Origin of the sequence: Ruegeria sp. HKCCD6604, from assembly GCF_013110635.1 — a bacterium.
Taxonomy (GTDB): Bacteria; Pseudomonadota; Alphaproteobacteria; order Rhodobacterales; family Rhodobacteraceae; genus Ruegeria.
On sequence record NZ_WVQW01000001.1, the window covers coordinates 264,613 to 280,289 of the forward strand.

The following is a 15,677-nucleotide window of genomic DNA, read 5'->3' on the forward strand; positions in this document are numbered from 1 at the left end:
GCCATGCGCGCAGCCGTAATCGTTTTCCCCGGATCAAACTGTGACCGAGACCTCGCGGTCGCCTTTGAGCAGGCCGGTTTTCAGGTCGACATGGTCTGGCACAAGGATGCGGCGCTGCCGGACGGTGTTGATATCGTGGGCGTTCCGGGCGGGTTTTCTTACGGTGACTATCTGCGGTGCGGTGCAATCGCTGCGCAGTCGCCGATCTGCAAGGCCGTGGTCAACCACACCGAACGCGGCGGTTATGCGGTCGGGATCTGCAACGGATTTCAGGTTCTGACAGAAACAGGTATCCTGCCGGGGGCGCTGCTGCGCAATGCCGGGCTGAAATACATCTGCAAGACTGTGGGCCTGAAAGTTGAAACCAGCGACAGCGTCTTTACCGGTGGCTATAACGCAGGCGACGTGATCGGTATTCCGATTGCGCATCACGACGGCAACTATTTCGCGGATGACGCAACGCTGGCAGTGTTGAGAGATCAGGACAGGATCGCATTCACCTATACCGAGAACCCCAACGGCTCGGTCGGTGATATCGCGGGGATCCTTTCCGAAAACCGTCGTGTTCTGGGTATGATGCCGCATCCCGAGCGCGCGGCCGATCAAGGGCATGGCGGCACCGACGGGGCGGCGCTGTTCCGCGCATTGTCAGGTGTGTTTGAAGCGGCGTGACTTGAGGTCACGCGCGCCCGCGCGTAACGTCTGATCATGAACTCGGACGTGCGATCAGGCTGGTCAAAGCTGCTGAAACCCTTTCGCGGCGCCCCGTTGGGGTGGCGGCTGCGGCTGGCTGTTATTGTATTGATGGTGGCAACAATCGCAACGGTTTGGATCACCAACCGCTTGTTGACCGACAGGTTCACCGAATCCACCCGCAACCGGGCCGAGCTTCGCCTTGCGCTGTATTCCGGCAATTTGCTGAGCGAACTGCGCCGCAACTCGATCGTGCCCCAGTTGCTGGCGCGGGACCCGACACTGATTTCGGCGCTGCAATCCAGGGACTATTCGTTATCGACGCAGCGTTTGATTTCGTTCGTTGAGGAAATCGGTGCGGCGTCGTTGATGCTGTTGGATGGTGACGGGCGAACGGTTGCGGCGACGGATCGGAACAGGCTGGGCGAGGCGCACAGGAATATTCCGTATTTTGTGGACGCGATCCGGTCAAATGCGACGATCTTTTCCGTTATTCCCAAGGAATCCGGCGGATACAGCTTTGTCTATTCGCGCCGGCTTGAAAACAGCGCGGAAATACTGGGCGTGATCGTTGTCGAAGTTGATCTGCAAAAGTTTGAACAGGCATGGGCCGGTATTTCGGATGCGGTGATGGTCACTGACAGTACCGGAACCATCATTCTGTCCACCGAACCGCGCTGGCGGGGTCTGGATGAGGGGGCGGCCCTGCTGCGTCAACCGCCGCAAGGGGCGATCCAGCGGGCCATTCGGGCGACGACCGACTGGACCGCTTTGCCACCTGACGCCTACCTGCAAGGCGAGGCCGTGATGCGTCTGGAAACGCGCATCCCGTTCCGCGGCTGGCAAATGACATCTTTCACGACCTATGCCTCGATCCGCGAGAAAGTGAACAGCGTTCTGGCGCTCGAGATCATGGGCTTTGCGATTCTTCTGGCGCTGGCGTTCTACGCGCTGAGCCGACGCGCGACGCTGCGCATGACCCTGTTTCAGCGCGAGTCGGCAGAGCTTCGCGCATTGAACGCCAGGCTACAGCGGGAAATCGCTGAACGCGAACGGGTTGAAAAGACGTTGGATTTGGCGGAACAGACCCTTGCCCAAAGCTCGAAACTTGCAGCTCTGGGTGAGATGTCAGCGGCGGTCAGTCACGAGCTGAATCAACCTCTGGCTGCAATGAAAACCTATCTGGCCGGCGCCCGTCTGCTGTTACGTCGAAACCGGCCGGAAGAAGCGCTGGCAAGTTTCGGTCGCATCGATGGCCTGATCGAGCGGATGGGCGCGATTACGCGGCAGCTCAAATCTTACGCGCGCAAGGGGGCAGATGCGTTTTCACCTGTAAATCTTGGCGAAGCGCTGGCCTCGGCCTTGTCGATGATGGAGCCGCAGTTGCGTCAGCGCCATGTGAAGATCACCCAGATCCTGCCGGAAGAACCGGTGGTGGTGATGGGGGACCGGATGCGGATCGAGCAAGTGATGGTCAACCTCTTGCGCAATGCGCTGGACGCCACCAAATCAGTGGCAGAGCCGGATGTGGAAATCATCCTGGCGGCGGGTGACACGGCTGTCCTGACGGTACGCGACAACGGGCATGGGATCGAGGATATCGAGAACCTGTTCGAGCCGTTCTATACCACCAAACAGCCCGGGGACGGGGTGGGCCTGGGGCTTGCCATCTCGTCGGGGATCGTGAACGACCATGGGGGACGGCTGACTGCGCGCAACGGCCAATACGGTGGCGCGGTGTTTGAAATGCAGTTGCCAGCACTGGGAAGCGACGGCCTTGAGGCCGCGGAATAACGAGGAATGACTATGGCACAGGCCATGAAAATCGCCATTGTGGATGACGAACAGGACATGCGCCAATCGATCAGCCAATGGCTTGCTTTGTCCGGATATGACACGGAAACCTTTGCCAGCGCCGAGGACGCGCTCAAGGTTCTGGGGCCGGATTATCCGGGAATCGTGATCTCGGACATCAAGATGCCGGGAATGGACGGCATTCAGCTTCTGAAAAAGTTGATGGGGGCCGACAGCACCTTGCCGGTGATCATGATCACCGGGCACGGCGACGTGCCGATGGCGGTTGAAGCGATGCGCGTTGGCGCGTTCGACTTCCTTGAAAAACCGTTCAACCCCGACAAGATGTCCGAACTGGCCAAACGCGCCAGCAATGCGCGCCGTCTGACTCTGGACAACCGTGCCCTGCGGCGCGAGCTGTCCGGCGGCACCCAGATCATGAACAAGCTGATCGGTGCCAGCCCGGTCATGGAGCGGCTGCGTGAGGATATTCTGGATCTCGGCCAGGCTGACGGCCATGTGTTGATCGACGGTGAAACCGGTACCGGGAAAACGCTTGTGGCTCACGCGCTTCATGCCGTTGGCAGCCGTGCCGGCAAGAAGTTTGTTCTGGTGTCCTGCGCCGCGCTTGAAGAAGACGCACTGGCCAAGCGCCTGTTTGGCCCCATGATGCCCGAAGATGCGCAACTGCCCGCCATCGAAGAGGCGCGTGGCGGCACGCTGGTTCTGGAAGATGTGGAAGCGTTGAGCGATACGTTGCAGGCCAAGCTGCTGAGCGTGATGAACGAGCAGGGCACACCTGCGGAGACCCGGATCGTTGCCATCTCGAACCTGCAGGAGGCGGGCAAGACGTCGGAAGACGTGCTGCGCCCGGACCTGTTCTATCGCCTGGCCGCGCTGCGCATCACCATGCCGCCGTTGCGGCAGCGGGGCGAAGATATCCTGACCCTGTTTACCCGTCTCAGTGAGCAGTTTGCCGAAGAATACGGTTGCGATGCCCCCCAGGTGAGCGCGCAGGAAGCTGCGCAATTGTTGCAGGCGCCATGGCCCGGCAATGTGCGCCAGTTGATCAATATTGCTGAACGGGCGGTGCTGCAATCGCGCCGTGGCTCGGGCACCATCGCGTCTCTGTTGATGTCCGATCACGAAGAGATGCAGCCGGTGATGACCACCGAGGGCAAGCCGCTGAAGGAATATGTCGAAGCGTTTGAACGAATGCTGATTGATAATACGATGCGCAGGCACAAAGGCTCTATCGCGTCAGTCATGGACGAGCTTTGCCTTCCTCGCCGGACGCTGAACGAGAAGATGGCCAAATACGGCCTTCAGCGTTCGGACTATCTGTAAGCGATGCGATTTGGGGGCTCTGCCCCCGTCGCCTATGGCGCCTCCCCCGGGATATTTTTGGCCAGATGAAGGGGATCCGTTGCGCTGGTTGGTGGCGGAGTGCAGTTTGCCCATTGTCTTTTCCACAGGGTTGCTTTTATTGTGTCGGAACGGGCCGGGCGATTTTGACGCCTGCAAGTCCCGAATCTTTGAGTTTCGCTGCTGATCCGTTGGTGAGGGTCAAGACCTCGCGGTTCAGCAGACCGATTATGCCCCTCAAGGGGCAGTGGAGTACCTGAGCCCGGGATCACTGGGCGAAAGGAATAAATGGGCAGGCTGCGTTCAGACGCGCCTGTCGGAGAAGAACCGCGATGACGCGCGCGCAACGATTGAGAGAACGGGCAGGGGGCCACAGCGCCAGACCCTGCCGCGCGCCGTCTGATATCGCCCTGACAAGACACCTCCCCAAAAGCGCCTGTCCGCCTGGACAGGTCAGGACAACGCGGTTGGCGCGGTGCACCAAGGACAAATGGCTAAGAAAATGCTTATCGATGCCACCCACGCGGAGGAAACCCGCGTCGTGGTGGTTGACGGAAACAAGGTCGAGGAGTTCGATTTTGAATCCGAAAACAAACGCCAGCTTGCCGGCAACATCTATCTTGCAAAAGTAACGCGGGTTGAGCCGTCGCTTCAGGCGGCCTTTGTGGATTATGGCGGGAACCGGCATGGCTTCCTGGCATTCTCTGAAATTCACCCGGATTATTACCAGATCCCCGTCGCCGACCGTGAGGCGTTGATGGAGGAAGAGCGCGCCTACGCCGAGGCCATGAAGGCGCGTGATGAGGCTGAAGAGGCCAAATCCAAGAAACGGCGGACTCGGTCTCGCGCGAAGGCTGCTGACGTGAAATCGGATGATCCGGTTGAAACGATGGAGGTTTCGACCGAACCAACCGGCATGGAAACCATCGATCTGGACGAGGGTGAAGAAGCAGATGTTGATGTTCCGGAAGGAACGTCGCCGATGGAAGTCGTCGCTGAAACTCCGGTAGAGGAGCCGGTTGACGATGACGCGCCGGCCACTGAAGAAGCAACCGAAACCGCATCGGATGAGGCAGCACTAGACGACGTTGCCGAGGAAGCCACTGAACAGGCTGTCGATGTGTCGGACGACGACGCAGAGGATCAGGCCGAAGAGCCAGTGGAAGCCGTTGAAGACATTCAATCGGAAGGGCATGAAGCCCAATCCGAGCCGGAGCAAGCAGAAGAACCTGTTGAAGCTGCGGATGATGAACAAGACCCTGATGAGGACGTTGACGAAACCAAAAGCACAGACGCTGCATCAAAAGACGCATCGATTGAATCGGTTGCTGATGATGATGACAGCGAAGACATTCGTCCGCCGCGCAAACCGCGCCCGCGTCGTTACAAGATTCAGGAAGTCATCAAAGTACGTCAGGTCCTTCTGGTGCAGGTTGTCAAGGAAGAGCGCGGAAACAAGGGTGCTGCGCTGACCACCTATCTTTCGCTGGCAGGACGGTATTGTGTTCTGATGCCCAATACCGCACGTGGCGGTGGCATCAGCCGCAAGATTACCAACGCGGCGGACCGGAAAAAGCTGAAAGAAATCGCAACGGATATCGATGTGCCGACCGGGGCGGGTTTGATCATTCGAACCGCCGGAGCCAAGCGAACCAAATCCGAGATCAAGCGCGACTATGAATACCTCCAGCGTTTGTGGGAGCAGATCCGGGCGCTGACACTGGAATCCATCGCGCCGGCAAAGATTTATGAAGAAGGTGATCTGATCAAACGGTCGATCCGAGACCTTTACAACCGTGATATCGACGAGGTCTTGGTCGAAGGCGAGGGCGGGTACCGCATCGCCAAGGACTTCATGAAGATGATCATGCCGTCGCACGCCAAGAACGTGAAACGGTACGAAGATGCGCTGCCTCTGTTCGCGCGCTATCAGGTGGAAAGCTATCTGGCCGGGATGTTCAATCCCACCGTACAGCTGAAATCCGGTGGCTATATCGTAATCGGCGTGACGGAAGCACTGGTGGCGATCGACGTGAACTCGGGCCGTGCCACCAAGGAAGGTTCGATCGAGGAAACCGCACTCAAGACCAACCTCGAGGCCGCTGAGGAGGTTGCACGTCAGCTGCGCCTGCGCGATCTCGCTGGTCTGATCGTCATCGACTTTATCGACATGGACGAGCGCAAGAACAACTCGGCTGTCGAAAAGCGTTTGAAAGACAAACTGAAAACGGACCGCGCCCGCATTCAGGTCGGTCGTATTTCGGGTTTTGGTCTGCTGGAGATGAGCCGTCAGCGTCTGCGCCCCGGCATGATCGAGGCAACGACGCAGCCGTGCCCGGCCTGTCACGGCACCGGTCTGATCCGCTCGGACGACAACATGGCCTTGTCGATCCTGCGTCAGATCGAAGAAGAAGGTACCCGCCGCCGTTCGCGCGAAGTCTTGGTGCGCTGCCCTGTCAGCATCGCCAACTTCCTGATGAACCAGAAGCGAGAGCATATTGCGCAGATCGAGGCGCGTTATGGGCTTTCGGTGAGGATCGAAGGGGATATCCATCTGGTCAGCCCGGACTTCTCGATGGAGAAGTTCAAGACGGCCAGCCGGATTGTTCCCGAGGCCACGGCGCCTGTTGTTTCTGTCGATGCGTCGCTGATGGATCTTGTCGATTCATCGGACGCGGAAGAGACCGAAGAGGAAATCGCTCAGACCGAAGAAGAGGCAAAGCCCAAGCGCAAGCGCCGTCGTCGTCGTCGCAAGAAAGGTTCGGGCAATGGCGACACGCCAGAGCAGGCCGCGGAAGAGGGTGAAGCGCCAGCACAAGAAGACGCAGAAAGCGATACGCCTGACGTCGAAAGTGCTGAGCCGGCTGAAGCTGAGGCTTCGGAGGAAGAAAAACCGGCAAAGCCCAAGCGCAAACGCGCCCCGCGCCGTCGCAAGAAAGATGCGGTTGCCGAAGAAGTTGCGGATCAGCCTGAAGAGCCATTTTCCACGACGGCTGACGCTGCAACGGAAGAGCCGGCAGCCGAGGAAACCGGCGAGAGCATCGCGGGCGAAAGCGCCGAGGTCGCCGCCGAGCAGGTTGAGGAGGCCGCTGAACTAGCCGAAGCACAGGTTGACGCTCCGCCGTCGGAAGGGCAACCTGCAAACGGTGTGGATGCGGCACAAGCGGTTGAAGAAGCGGATGAGGCGGAAAAGCAATCTGCGGAAGCTGTAGAAGCCGCTGACGTTGCAGAAACCGACGATCCTGCCCAAGACGGGCCAGCAGAAGCAACGCCCGAGCCGGTGCTTGAAAGCGTGGCGGAAGAGCCTGAACCTATACCCGCCAAGCCCAAACGCCGCGGTTGGTGGTCGCTGGGAAGTTAATGAAAAAGGCGGGCTGATCGGCCCGCCTTTTTTTGACCTGCAACAAAGGTCAGCTGGATTTTTGGATCAGATAGATCTGATGTGCGCCGTCAGTGTCCTGCGAAAGCAGTGTATGCCCGGCCTCGGCACAAAAATGCGGAACATCCACGATGGCCGCAGGATCATCGGCCAGCACCCGCAGAACGGCACCCTCCGGCATGGATTTCAGTCGTTTGCGGGCTTTCAGGACGGGCAAGGGGCACAACAGGCCCAAAGCGTCCAGGGTATCTGTAATCTCTGACATGATTTTCGGGATAGGGTGAAGTTGTAATATTGTCCAGATTCCGAGCACGAGGATGTGACTGTTTGGCCCCGTGACGGATCGCTCTTCATCACATATGTGCAGAAACATGTTCGGAATCGAAATCATCGACGCGGGACTGCTGCCCGCCATGTTCGTCGCGCTGCTGGGTGGCCTGATCAGCTTTCTGTCGCCTTGCGTATTGCCAATCGTACCGCCTTATCTGGCGTATATGAGCGGCGTTACCATACATGAGATGCAGGACGAGGCCCGTGCGCGGCGCAAGGCAACCCTGTCGGCGATGTTCTTTGTCATGGGCCTGTCGACCGTGTTTCTGCTGCTTGGCTTTACCGCATCGGCCTTTGGTGCGTTTGTGCTGCAAAATCAGGTGCTGTTCGCCAAGTTATCCGGTGCCGTTGTCATCGTCTTTGGCCTTCACTTTCTGAATGTCTTCCGGATTCCTTTTCTGGATCGCGAAGCACGGATTGAAACCGGTGATTCCGGTGGGTCGGTCTTTGGCGCTTACATCCTTGGCCTGGCTTTTGCATTCGGCTGGACCCCGTGCATTGGTCCTCAACTGGGTGCGATCCTGTCACTGGCGGCGAACGAAGCGTCGGTCGCGCGCGGCACGTTTCTGCTGGGGGTTTACGCTGCGGGTTTGGGTATTCCGTTCCTGTTGGCGGCCATGTTCCTGAATCGCTCCATGACCGTGATGAACCGGATCAAACCGTATATGGGCACGATCGAAAAGATCATGGGCGGGCTGTTGCTGTTTGTGGGCATCATGCTGATAACCGGGCTTTTCACCCGTTTCAGCTGGTGGTTGCTGGAGACTTTTCCGGCGCTGGCAAATTTCGGGTGATCAACTGACCCTCTTACCTTGACCTCAAGCCTGCGTTAACCTGCGCATCAGAAGGTAAGGGCATGAGCAGTCACACAAATCAGCCGCAGGTGCGCAGACGTCGGGTGTTCTATATACCCGGCTATGATCCGATGCCGCCCCGGCGATATCGCGAGCTGTATCGCACCGAGTCTCAGAAGCAGGCCCGGATCTCGGGGTACGAGATCGCAATCGCCCCAAAGACAACGGACGGACGTTTTGGCTGGCGTGTGAACTCGGAACAAGATGGGCTGACTGTTGAAACGGAATTCGAGGTTCTGGTGTGGTCCGACATCGTGCGCGACAGCATGTCGGTCTCGATCCCGGCGACCTATTGGCAATTGGCCCGCACGGCGTGGATTTACATATCAACCGGTACGTTGTGGCGTCTGATGCGATTGCGCAAGGGCCCGGTGATCGCTGCGTTGTATCCAGTGGCGATGTTGGTGTCTCAGCTGCTGATCGCGCTTGCGTTGGCGTGGGCGTGCATAGCCATGGCTGGTTGGTGGGGGGTATTCCCCGGAGCGGCCATCGCCGTCGCGTTACTGCTGTGGTTTCGCAAGGTCGATAACCGGCTGTTTGCGTATTACCTGATGCATGATTACGCCTATTCAGCGCAGTTGAGCGGGCAAATGCCGGTCGAGCTGCGGGAAAGGTTGTCTTCGTTTCGTGAAGCGATCCAAGACGCGTTGAATTCCGATGTGGATGAGGTGCTGGTCGTTGGCCACAGCTCGGGCGCGCATCTGGGGGTGTCTGTTCTGGCCAAGCTGATCCGAAGAGCGAACGTGCACGAGCAACGCGCGGTGCTGTCGTTTCTCAGCCTGGGACAGGTGGTTCCCATGGTCTCGTTTCTGCCCCAGGCACACGATTTGCGGTCCGATCTGCATTTCCTGTCCACACGGTCCGAGCTCAGCTGGATCGATGTCTCGGCTCCCGGTGATGGCTGCGCCTTTGCGCTGTGCGATCCGATTGCGGTCACAGGGGTGGTCGATGCTGATAAACGCTGGCCGCTAGTCCTGTCAGCGGCTTTTTCGCAAACCTTGTCTCCGGAACGCTGGAAAGCTTTGCGATGGCGATTTTTTCGGCTTCATTTTCAGTATCTTTGCGCCTTCGATAAGCCGGAAAGCTATGATTATTTCCGGATAACGGCTGGCCCGTTGACGCTGGGGCAAAGGTTTGCGGATCGTGAGGCTTCGCGCAGCCGCATCGAGACGCCTGTCTCCAAGTTCACTTCGGTACACCCATGACCATAACCCCGCCCAAGCCAGACCCGCGCCCCGAGAAAGTTTCGTTGCTGCGCTATGTGAAACTGTTCAGACATGACCTGCTGTCGGCCCAGCCAGCCCGGCTGTATCGCGCGTGGATGGCAGAATTCAAAACCCCGTTCTTCCGGTCGTTTCTGATCAATCAACCGGATCTGGTTCAAACGGTCCTCAAGAAACGGGCTGACGATTTCCCCAAATCCGGCAGGATCAGCGAAGGCCTGCGTCCGTTGCTTGGCAATTCAGTGTTTCTGACCAATGGCGAGGTCTGGAAACGACAGCGGCGGATTATCGATCCCGCGTTCGAAGGGGGCCGTCTGAAGAATACATTCCCTGCCATGCTGGCCGCTGCCGAGGCGTGTGTGGAACGGCTGCGGCCTCATGTCGGCGGGGAACTCGAATTCGAAGAACAGACAAGCCATGCGGCGGCGGACGTGATATTTCGCACCCTGTTTTCCGTTCCTATCGACAACGCTATCGCCAGCCAGGTGTTCGAAAAGTTCCGGGCCTATCAACGCGCGCAACCTTTGCTGAATCTGGCGGCTTTTGTTCCTTTGCCAAAGTGGCTGCCCCGGTTTCATTCCGGGGCGACCAAACAGAACGCGCGGGATATCAGGGCGCTGATTGCCGAACTGACCAGAACACGCGCAAAGGCCATTAAGGACGGAACGGCACCTGACGATCTTGCGACCAAGATCATGACGACGGCTGACCCCGAAACCGGGCAGTTCTTCGACCCCGAGGAAATGGTTGATCAGGTGGCGATCTTTTTTCTTGCCGGGCATGAAACCAGTGCGTCAGCCTTGGCCTGGACGCTGTACCTGATGGCGCTTTATCCGGAATGGCAGCAGAAGGTTGCAGAGGAGGCCGCTGTTCTGGATGATCCTTCATTTGCCTCTGTTTCAAAACTCCGGATCAGCCGGGATGTGTTTCGCGAAGCGCTGCGCCTTTATCCTCCGGTGCCCATGATGGTCCGCGAGACCACGTGCCCTGAACGGTTCCGTAACCGGGATGTGCCGGTCGGCGCGCAGATCGTGATCAGCCCGTGGCATTTGCACCGTCAGGCACGTTTGTGGGATGATCCGGACGGTTTTGATCCAGACCGTTGGGGCACGGAAAACGGCAAGCGGTGTCAGCGCGACGCTTACATCCCGTTCTCTGCGGGCCCCCGAGTGTGCACCGGGGCCGGGTTTGCAATGGTCGAAGGGCCGCTGATCCTGTCGATGCTCTTGCGCCGCTACCGGTTCGAAACAATCCCGGGAAAAACACCTCTTCCGGTCGCTCACCTGACGGTTCGATCCAAAGATGGCATATGGTTACGCCTGTTTGAGCGCTAACAACCTACCATCGGTTCACGCCCTGTTGTATGCGGGGAAGAACATCGGAATCATCATTGAACGGGAAAACAATATGTCCAAAGCAGAACAGCGCGCGCAGATGATCAACGGCACGGGCTTTATCGCGGCACTGGATCAAAGCGGCGGATCAACCCCGAAAGCGCTTGCGTTGTATGGCGTCGAGGCATCCGACTACAGCTCGGAGGAAGAGATGTTCGGTGAAATCCAGAAGATGCGTGCCCGCATCATTCTGGCCGACGATTTCACAAAGGACAAAGTGATTGGCGCAATCCTGTTCGAACGTACCCTGGGCGAAGAGATCGAAGGCCGCAAGGTTGCCGATTACCTTTGGTCGGTCAAAGGTATCGTTCCTTTCCTGAAGATCGACAAAGGCCTGGAAGAACAGGCAAATGGCGTTCAGATGATGAAACCGATCCCCGGTCTGGCCGAGACCCTGGCCAAGGCCGATGGTGTGTTCGGCACCAAGGAACGTTCGGTCATTCACGAAGCGAATGCCGATGGCATCGCGGCGGTGGTTGCCCAACAGTTCGACGTCGCCCGCGAAGTCACCGATGCCGGTATGGTTCCGATCGTGGAACCCGAAGTGAACATCCATTCGGCAACCAAGGCCGAGGCGGAAGACATCCTGAAGGCTGAAATCCTCAAAAACCTCGATCAACTGGCCGAGGGCCAGGAAGTGATGCTGAAGCTGACGATCCCGACAAAGGCAAACCTGTATGACGCGCTGGCTGACCACCCGCGGGTCTTGCGCGTTGTGGCCCTGTCTGGCGGTTATTCGACGGAAGAAGCCTGTGATCTGTTGGGCCGGAACGGCAAGATGATCGCATCTTTCTCGCGGGCCTTGACCGAAGGTCTGTCGAAGCAGCAGTCAGATGCCGAATTCAACGCGGCGCTGGGTGCCAACATCGACAAGATTTACAAAGCCTCGGTCTGATCCGTCAGACAGGTTTGACGAAAGAGCGGCGCAACTGTGCCGCTTTTTTTCTGCCGATGCAGATCTCGGCGTGATCATTGACCAGCCCCATGGCCTGCATGAACGCAAACACGGTTGTAGGGCCAACAAACTTCCATCCCCGTTTCTTGAGATCTTTCGACATGGCCACCGACTCGGGCGATGTGGACGCTGTTTGCGGAGGCGGAGGCGTTTCAGCCTCGTAACGCCAGACATAGGCCGCCAGAGATCCTTCGGCCGCCACAAGGTCCTGCGCGCAACGTGCATTGTTGATCACCGCTTCAATCTTGCCGCGATGACGGATGATCCCAGAATCCTGTAGCAGGCGTTCCACATCTTCATCAGAAAACGCGGCCATCCTGTTGAAATCAAACCCGCAAAAGGCTTTCCTGAAGTTTTCGCGCTTGTTCAGGATCGTTCGCCAGCTAAGGCCTGACTGAAAGCTTTCGAGGCACAGTTTTTCAAACAGCCGTTGGTCGTCGCCGACAGGGTAACCCCATTCATTGTCGTGATATTCAAAGAATTCGGGCGCGGCCTGACACCATGCGCATCTTTGCTGCCCATCCGGCCCGGTAATGGTGTCGCTCATGGTTGTACCCTTTTTGTTCCCGCTCACGTTACACGTCGAGGCGAGGGCGTGACAAGTCTCAATCAGGGTTGCGGAACCAGTTCAGCACAAAGACGCGTATGGCCGATGCAAGACCCGTTTCCGGGTCGCGGGCCACATCTATTTCGGCCGCCAAGACATTGATTGGCTTGCCTTGTTCCTGAGCGATCTCGCGAAAAGCACGCCAGAATTCATCCTCGAGTGATACCGAGGTTCGGTGTCCTTGCAGGGTCAAAGAGCGTTTGACAGGACGGCCGCTCATTCGTCCAGCTCATGATCGTCGAGGTCGCGCTTTTGTTTTTTCTGTTGAAGCTTCACGACTTCTTTTTCAGCTTTTGTACGCCCAAACGCGACGGCGTTCCGGTCAGCGCGGGCCTTTCTTTCGGTCCGCGCTTTTTCTTTTCGATACCGGTTCAGATTGACCGGCTTGCCCATCAGTCTCTTGGGCCGATCATCTGTTCGGGACGGACGACGGCATCAAAGGTCGCTTCGTCCACAAAGCCCAGCGCGATGGCTTCTTCCTTGAGCGTGGTACCGTTCTTGTGGGCGGTTTTCGCAACGGTGGTCGCATTGTCATAACCGATGGTAGGGGCAAGCGCCGTGACCAGCATCAGCGATTCCTTCATCAGCTTGTCGATGCGCGGCTCGTTCGCTTTGATGCCCATCAGCATCCGCTCGGTAAAGCTGTCGGTGGCATCCCCCAACAGCTGGATCGATTGCAGCAGGTTGTAGGACATCATCGGATTGTAGACGTTCAATTCGAAATGCCCTTGCGACCCGGCAAAATTCATCGCTGCATTGTTGCCCATCACATGCGCGGCGACCTGCGTCAGCGCTTCGGCCTGCGTCGGGTTTACCTTGCCGGGCATGATCGACGAGCCGGGCTCATTTTCCGGCAGGATCAGTTCACCCAGGCCGGAACGAGGCCCGGAGCCCAGGAAACGAATGTCGTTTGCGATCTTGTAGCAGCTGCCGGCAATCGTCGCCAAAGCGCCCGAAAGGAAGACCATGGCATCATGGGCGGCCAGCGCTTCGAACTTGTTCGGCGCCGTCACGAAGGGCAGGTCGGTGATTTGGGCCATATGGCCTGCGACGGCTTTGTCCCAGCCGTGCTGGGTGTTCAGGCCGGTGCCAACGGCCGTTCCGCCCTGGGCCAGTTCATAAATCCCCGGCATCGCCGCATGTACGCGTGCGATTCCCTGACGAATCTGGTGGGCATAGCCACTGAACTCCTGACCCAAGGTCAGCGGTGTCGCGTCCTGTGTATGGGTTCGGCCGATCTTGATGATGTCCTTGAACTCCTCGGCCTTCTGCTCGAGACCGGACGCCAGTTTTTCAAGGCCGGGAAGCAGCACATCGCGTACGCTCATCGCTGTTGCGATATGCATGGCGGTTGGGAAAGTATCGTTCGACGATTGCCCCATGTTGCAGTGGTCATTCGGGTGTACCGGGTTTTTGGATCCGATCTTGCCGCCCAGAATCTCGATGGCTCGGTTGGCGATGACCTCGTTCGCATTCATGTTCGACTGGGTGCCGGAACCCGTCTGCCACACGACCAACGGAAAGTTGTCGTCGAACTTGCCATCGATCACCTCGCCTGCGGCCTGGATGATCGCATCTGCTATCTTTGCGTCCAGCTTGCCCGTTGCCTTGTTTTCCATGGCGCAGGCTTTCTTGATTACGCCCAGCGCGCGCACGATGGCGACCGGCTGTTTTTCCCAGCCGATGGGAAAATTCATGATCGAGCGCTGCGTTTGGGCGCCCCAATACTTGTCGGCAGGAACCTCGAGCGGGCCAAAGCTGTCGGATTCTGTGCGGGTTTGAGACATCGGTCACTCCGTCTGGTATGCAGTTGTATGCCGTTTAGCCGCAGCCACGCCGTGACGCAATCGGCCAGTTGCGCGCACCTTAAACTTAAGGGCGTCAAAGGTATAGGCGCGGGGTGCGTCACTTTAATCGTTGTTGGCGGGGAATGTGCATTGTTTGCGGATACCTCTGGGCTACAATGGAGCAATAGACGCCATGGAGGACAAAATGCCAAATTTCCATCGCCTTACGCTTGGAAAAGCAGTCGCGATACTTGCAGTTTGCGCTTTGTGGCTGTCGGTTCTGAGCGCAGCGGCCCGCGCGGCAGACATCACACCTTTCATAGGAGATTATATCGGTTCAGCCGAAGTTGTGGACGCGGATGGCACGACAACGCCCCGCGACATGAGCGTTTCCATCGTCGAGACCAAGAACGGTTTCAACGTCAGTTGGCGGACGACGACATACAAGCTGGATGGACGCGTAAAGGAACAGAAGTTCTCGATTGATTTTGTTCCGTCAGACCGCCCGGATGTGTTTTCGGCGGCGATGAAACGCAATGTCTTTGGTCACGAAGTCCCGCTGGACCCGATGAAGGGCGAGCCATTTGTATGGGGCCGCATCGTCGGCGAAACACTGACCGTGTTTTCTTTGTTCATTGACGAGGACGGAGGATATGAGTTGCAGCAATTCGACCGCACGCTTGCCCAAGGCGGGCTGAACCTCGCGTTTTCACGATTCATAGATGGTCAAAAATCACGATCGGTCGAGACTTTCCTGATGAAACGATAAACCCCGCGCCGGGCGGGGTTTGAAGGTTCATTTCCGAAAGCTGTCCAGCGATACGATATCCGCATCGTGATGTATTTCTTCTTCTTCGACTTCGATGTCGTCTTCGATGATTTGATCTTCTTCGATTTCGTCTTCCGGGCTTTCGAAGCGAAGGCCGAATTCCACGGATGGGTCCACGAAAGTCTTGATTGCAGAATAAGGGACGTACAGCGGTTCCGGGGCATCGCCAAAGTTCAAAGTGATGCCAAAGCCGAGGTCACCAACTTCGAGGTTCTCGAACCAGTGCTGCATGACGATGGTCATTTCTTCGGGATATCGTTCACGCAGCCAGTCGGCGATTTCCACACCATCTTCACGTGTGTCGAAAGTGATGAAAAAGTGGTGCGCCCCGGGTAGACCGGTTTCAGAAACTTCCTTCAGCACTGTTTTGATCAGGCCGCGCATGGCGGTGTGCATCAGGTTTCCATAATCGATGCCTTGCGACATGTGTGATCCTCAAAAGTGGTTATGCTCAGCATAGGGGTTTT

The 15,677-nt window shown here is 57.7% G+C and carries 15 protein-coding genes; 9 read left to right on the top strand and 6 right to left on the bottom strand.

Features of this window, described 5'->3' with window-relative positions; all coding sequences use genetic code 11:
- The first annotated feature begins 3 nt into the window (after positions 1 to 3).
- The 4 genes from purQ to GS614_RS01300 all read left to right on the top strand — a co-directional run bounded on the left by purQ (position 4) and on the right by GS614_RS01300 (position 7,213).
- Positions 4 to 672, top strand: a complete 669-nt coding sequence (gene purQ / locus GS614_RS01285; RefSeq protein ID WP_171362904.1) for a phosphoribosylformylglycinamidine synthase subunit PurQ — start codon at positions 4 to 6, stop codon at positions 670 to 672.
- Between the two features lie 132 nt (positions 673 to 804).
- Positions 805 to 2,487: an ATP-binding protein gene (locus GS614_RS01290; RefSeq protein ID WP_371807735.1), complete on the top strand. Its 1,683-nt coding sequence runs from the start codon at positions 805 to 807 to the stop codon at positions 2,485 to 2,487.
- Between the two features lie 12 nt (positions 2,488 to 2,499).
- Positions 2,500 to 3,834, top strand: coding sequence for a sigma-54 dependent transcriptional regulator (locus tag GS614_RS01295; RefSeq protein ID WP_171168276.1), 1,335 nt, complete (start codon positions 2,500 to 2,502; stop codon positions 3,832 to 3,834).
- A 508-nt stretch (positions 3,835 to 4,342) separates the two neighbouring features.
- Complete coding sequence (locus GS614_RS01300; RefSeq protein ID WP_171725315.1) at positions 4,343 to 7,213, top strand: ribonuclease E/G; 2,871 nt, start codon at positions 4,343 to 4,345, stop codon at positions 7,211 to 7,213.
- Between the two features lie 49 nt (positions 7,214 to 7,262).
- Here the strand turns inward: GS614_RS01300 and GS614_RS01305 are convergent, their stop codons facing one another.
- Positions 7,263 to 7,496 (bottom strand): sulfurtransferase TusA family protein, encoded by a 234-nt coding sequence (locus GS614_RS01305; protein ID WP_152457900.1) that lies wholly within the window; start codon positions 7,494 to 7,496, stop codon positions 7,263 to 7,265.
- 106 nt (positions 7,497 to 7,602) lie between these two features.
- On the opposite strand from GS614_RS01305, the gene GS614_RS01310 reads away from it, so the two are divergent.
- From GS614_RS01310 to GS614_RS01325, 4 genes are all read left to right on the top strand, one after another.
- Positions 7,603 to 8,355: a cytochrome c biogenesis CcdA family protein gene (locus GS614_RS01310; protein ID WP_171725316.1), complete on the top strand. Its 753-nt coding sequence runs from the start codon at positions 7,603 to 7,605 to the stop codon at positions 8,353 to 8,355.
- A 62-nt stretch (positions 8,356 to 8,417) separates the two neighbouring features.
- Positions 8,418 to 9,620, top strand: coding sequence for a hypothetical protein (locus GS614_RS01315; RefSeq protein ID WP_171725317.1), 1,203 nt, complete (start codon positions 8,418 to 8,420; stop codon positions 9,618 to 9,620).
- The gene (locus GS614_RS01320) at positions 9,617 to 10,972 is read left to right on the top strand and encodes a cytochrome P450 (protein WP_171725318.1); all 1,356 of its coding nucleotides are present in this window, start codon (positions 9,617 to 9,619) and stop codon (positions 10,970 to 10,972) included. Before GS614_RS01315 ends, GS614_RS01320 begins: the two co-directional genes overlap by 4 nt.
- A gap of 73 nt (positions 10,973 to 11,045) precedes the next feature.
- Entirely contained in the window at positions 11,046 to 11,927 is an 882-nt protein-coding gene (locus GS614_RS01325) for a fructose bisphosphate aldolase (protein WP_171725319.1), read from the top strand.
- Between the two features lie 4 nt (positions 11,928 to 11,931).
- Here GS614_RS01325 and GS614_RS01330 read toward each other — a convergent pair whose 3' ends face one another.
- From GS614_RS01330 to fumC, 4 genes are read right to left on the bottom strand one after another with little or no spacing between them, the layout of a single operon-like run.
- Positions 11,932 to 12,534: a DNA-3-methyladenine glycosylase I gene (locus tag GS614_RS01330; RefSeq protein WP_171725320.1), complete on the bottom strand. Its 603-nt coding sequence runs from the start codon at positions 12,532 to 12,534 to the stop codon at positions 11,932 to 11,934.
- Positions 12,535 to 12,592: 58 nt separating this feature from the next.
- A complete protein-coding gene (locus tag GS614_RS01335) occupies positions 12,593 to 12,814 on the bottom strand; it encodes a ribbon-helix-helix domain-containing protein (RefSeq protein ID WP_171116045.1) in 222 nt (73 codons plus the stop codon).
- A complete protein-coding gene (locus tag GS614_RS01340) occupies positions 12,811 to 12,987 on the bottom strand; it encodes a DUF4169 family protein (RefSeq protein ID WP_171116043.1) in 177 nt (58 codons plus the stop codon). The genes GS614_RS01335 and GS614_RS01340 overlap by 4 nt, the downstream gene beginning before the upstream one ends.
- Positions 12,987 to 14,381 (bottom strand): class II fumarate hydratase, encoded by a 1,395-nt coding sequence (gene fumC, locus GS614_RS01345; RefSeq protein ID WP_171725321.1) that lies wholly within the window; start codon positions 14,379 to 14,381, stop codon positions 12,987 to 12,989. Before fumC ends, GS614_RS01340 begins: the two co-directional genes overlap by 1 nt.
- Positions 14,382 to 14,586: 205 nt before the next feature.
- Here fumC and GS614_RS01350 point away from each other — a divergent pair, with 205 nt between their 5' ends.
- Entirely contained in the window at positions 14,587 to 15,150 is a 564-nt protein-coding gene (locus tag GS614_RS01350; RefSeq protein WP_171725322.1) for a hypothetical protein, read from the top strand.
- 27 nt (positions 15,151 to 15,177) lie between these two features.
- Here the strand turns inward: GS614_RS01350 and GS614_RS01355 are convergent, their stop codons facing one another.
- Positions 15,178 to 15,636, bottom strand: coding sequence for an SspB family protein (locus tag GS614_RS01355; RefSeq protein ID WP_152457909.1), 459 nt, complete (start codon positions 15,634 to 15,636; stop codon positions 15,178 to 15,180).
- Positions 15,637 to 15,677: the final 41 nt, after the last annotated feature.

Excerpts from the sequence above, each read along its gene's own strand:
- GS614_RS01320 (WP_171725318.1), top strand. The coding sequence starts at position 9,617 with ATGACCATAACCCCGCCCAAGCCAGACCCGCGCCCCGAGAAAGTTTCG.
- GS614_RS01300 (WP_171725315.1), top strand. The coding sequence starts at position 4,343 with ATGGCTAAGAAAATGCTTATCGATGCCACCCACGCGGAGGAAACCCGC.
- GS614_RS01305 (WP_152457900.1), bottom strand. The coding sequence starts at position 7,496 with ATGTCAGAGATTACAGATACCCTGGACGCTTTGGGCCTGTTGTGCCCC.
- GS614_RS01330 (WP_171725320.1), bottom strand. The coding sequence starts at position 12,534 with ATGAGCGACACCATTACCGGGCCGGATGGGCAGCAAAGATGCGCATGG.
- GS614_RS01310 (WP_171725316.1), top strand. The coding sequence starts at position 7,603 with ATGTTCGGAATCGAAATCATCGACGCGGGACTGCTGCCCGCCATGTTC.
- GS614_RS01350 (WP_171725322.1), top strand. The coding sequence starts at position 14,587 with ATGCCAAATTTCCATCGCCTTACGCTTGGAAAAGCAGTCGCGATACTT.
- GS614_RS01335 (WP_171116045.1), bottom strand. The coding sequence starts at position 12,814 with ATGAGCGGCCGTCCTGTCAAACGCTCTTTGACCCTGCAAGGACACCGA.
- GS614_RS01355 (WP_152457909.1), bottom strand. The coding sequence starts at position 15,636 with ATGTCGCAAGGCATCGATTATGGAAACCTGATGCACACCGCCATGCGC.
- GS614_RS01340 (WP_171116043.1), bottom strand. The coding sequence starts at position 12,987 with ATGGGCAAGCCGGTCAATCTGAACCGGTATCGAAAAGAAAAAGCGCGG.
- fumC (WP_171725321.1), bottom strand. The coding sequence starts at position 14,381 with ATGTCTCAAACCCGCACAGAATCCGACAGCTTTGGCCCGCTCGAGGTT.
- GS614_RS01315 (WP_171725317.1), top strand. The coding sequence starts at position 8,418 with ATGAGCAGTCACACAAATCAGCCGCAGGTGCGCAGACGTCGGGTGTTC.
- GS614_RS01295 (WP_171168276.1), top strand. The coding sequence starts at position 2,500 with ATGGCACAGGCCATGAAAATCGCCATTGTGGATGACGAACAGGACATG.
- purQ (WP_171362904.1), top strand. The coding sequence starts at position 4 with ATGCGCGCAGCCGTAATCGTTTTCCCCGGATCAAACTGTGACCGAGAC.
- GS614_RS01290 (WP_371807735.1), top strand. The coding sequence starts at position 805 with ATGGTGGCAACAATCGCAACGGTTTGGATCACCAACCGCTTGTTGACC.
- GS614_RS01325 (WP_171725319.1), top strand. The coding sequence starts at position 11,046 with ATGTCCAAAGCAGAACAGCGCGCGCAGATGATCAACGGCACGGGCTTT.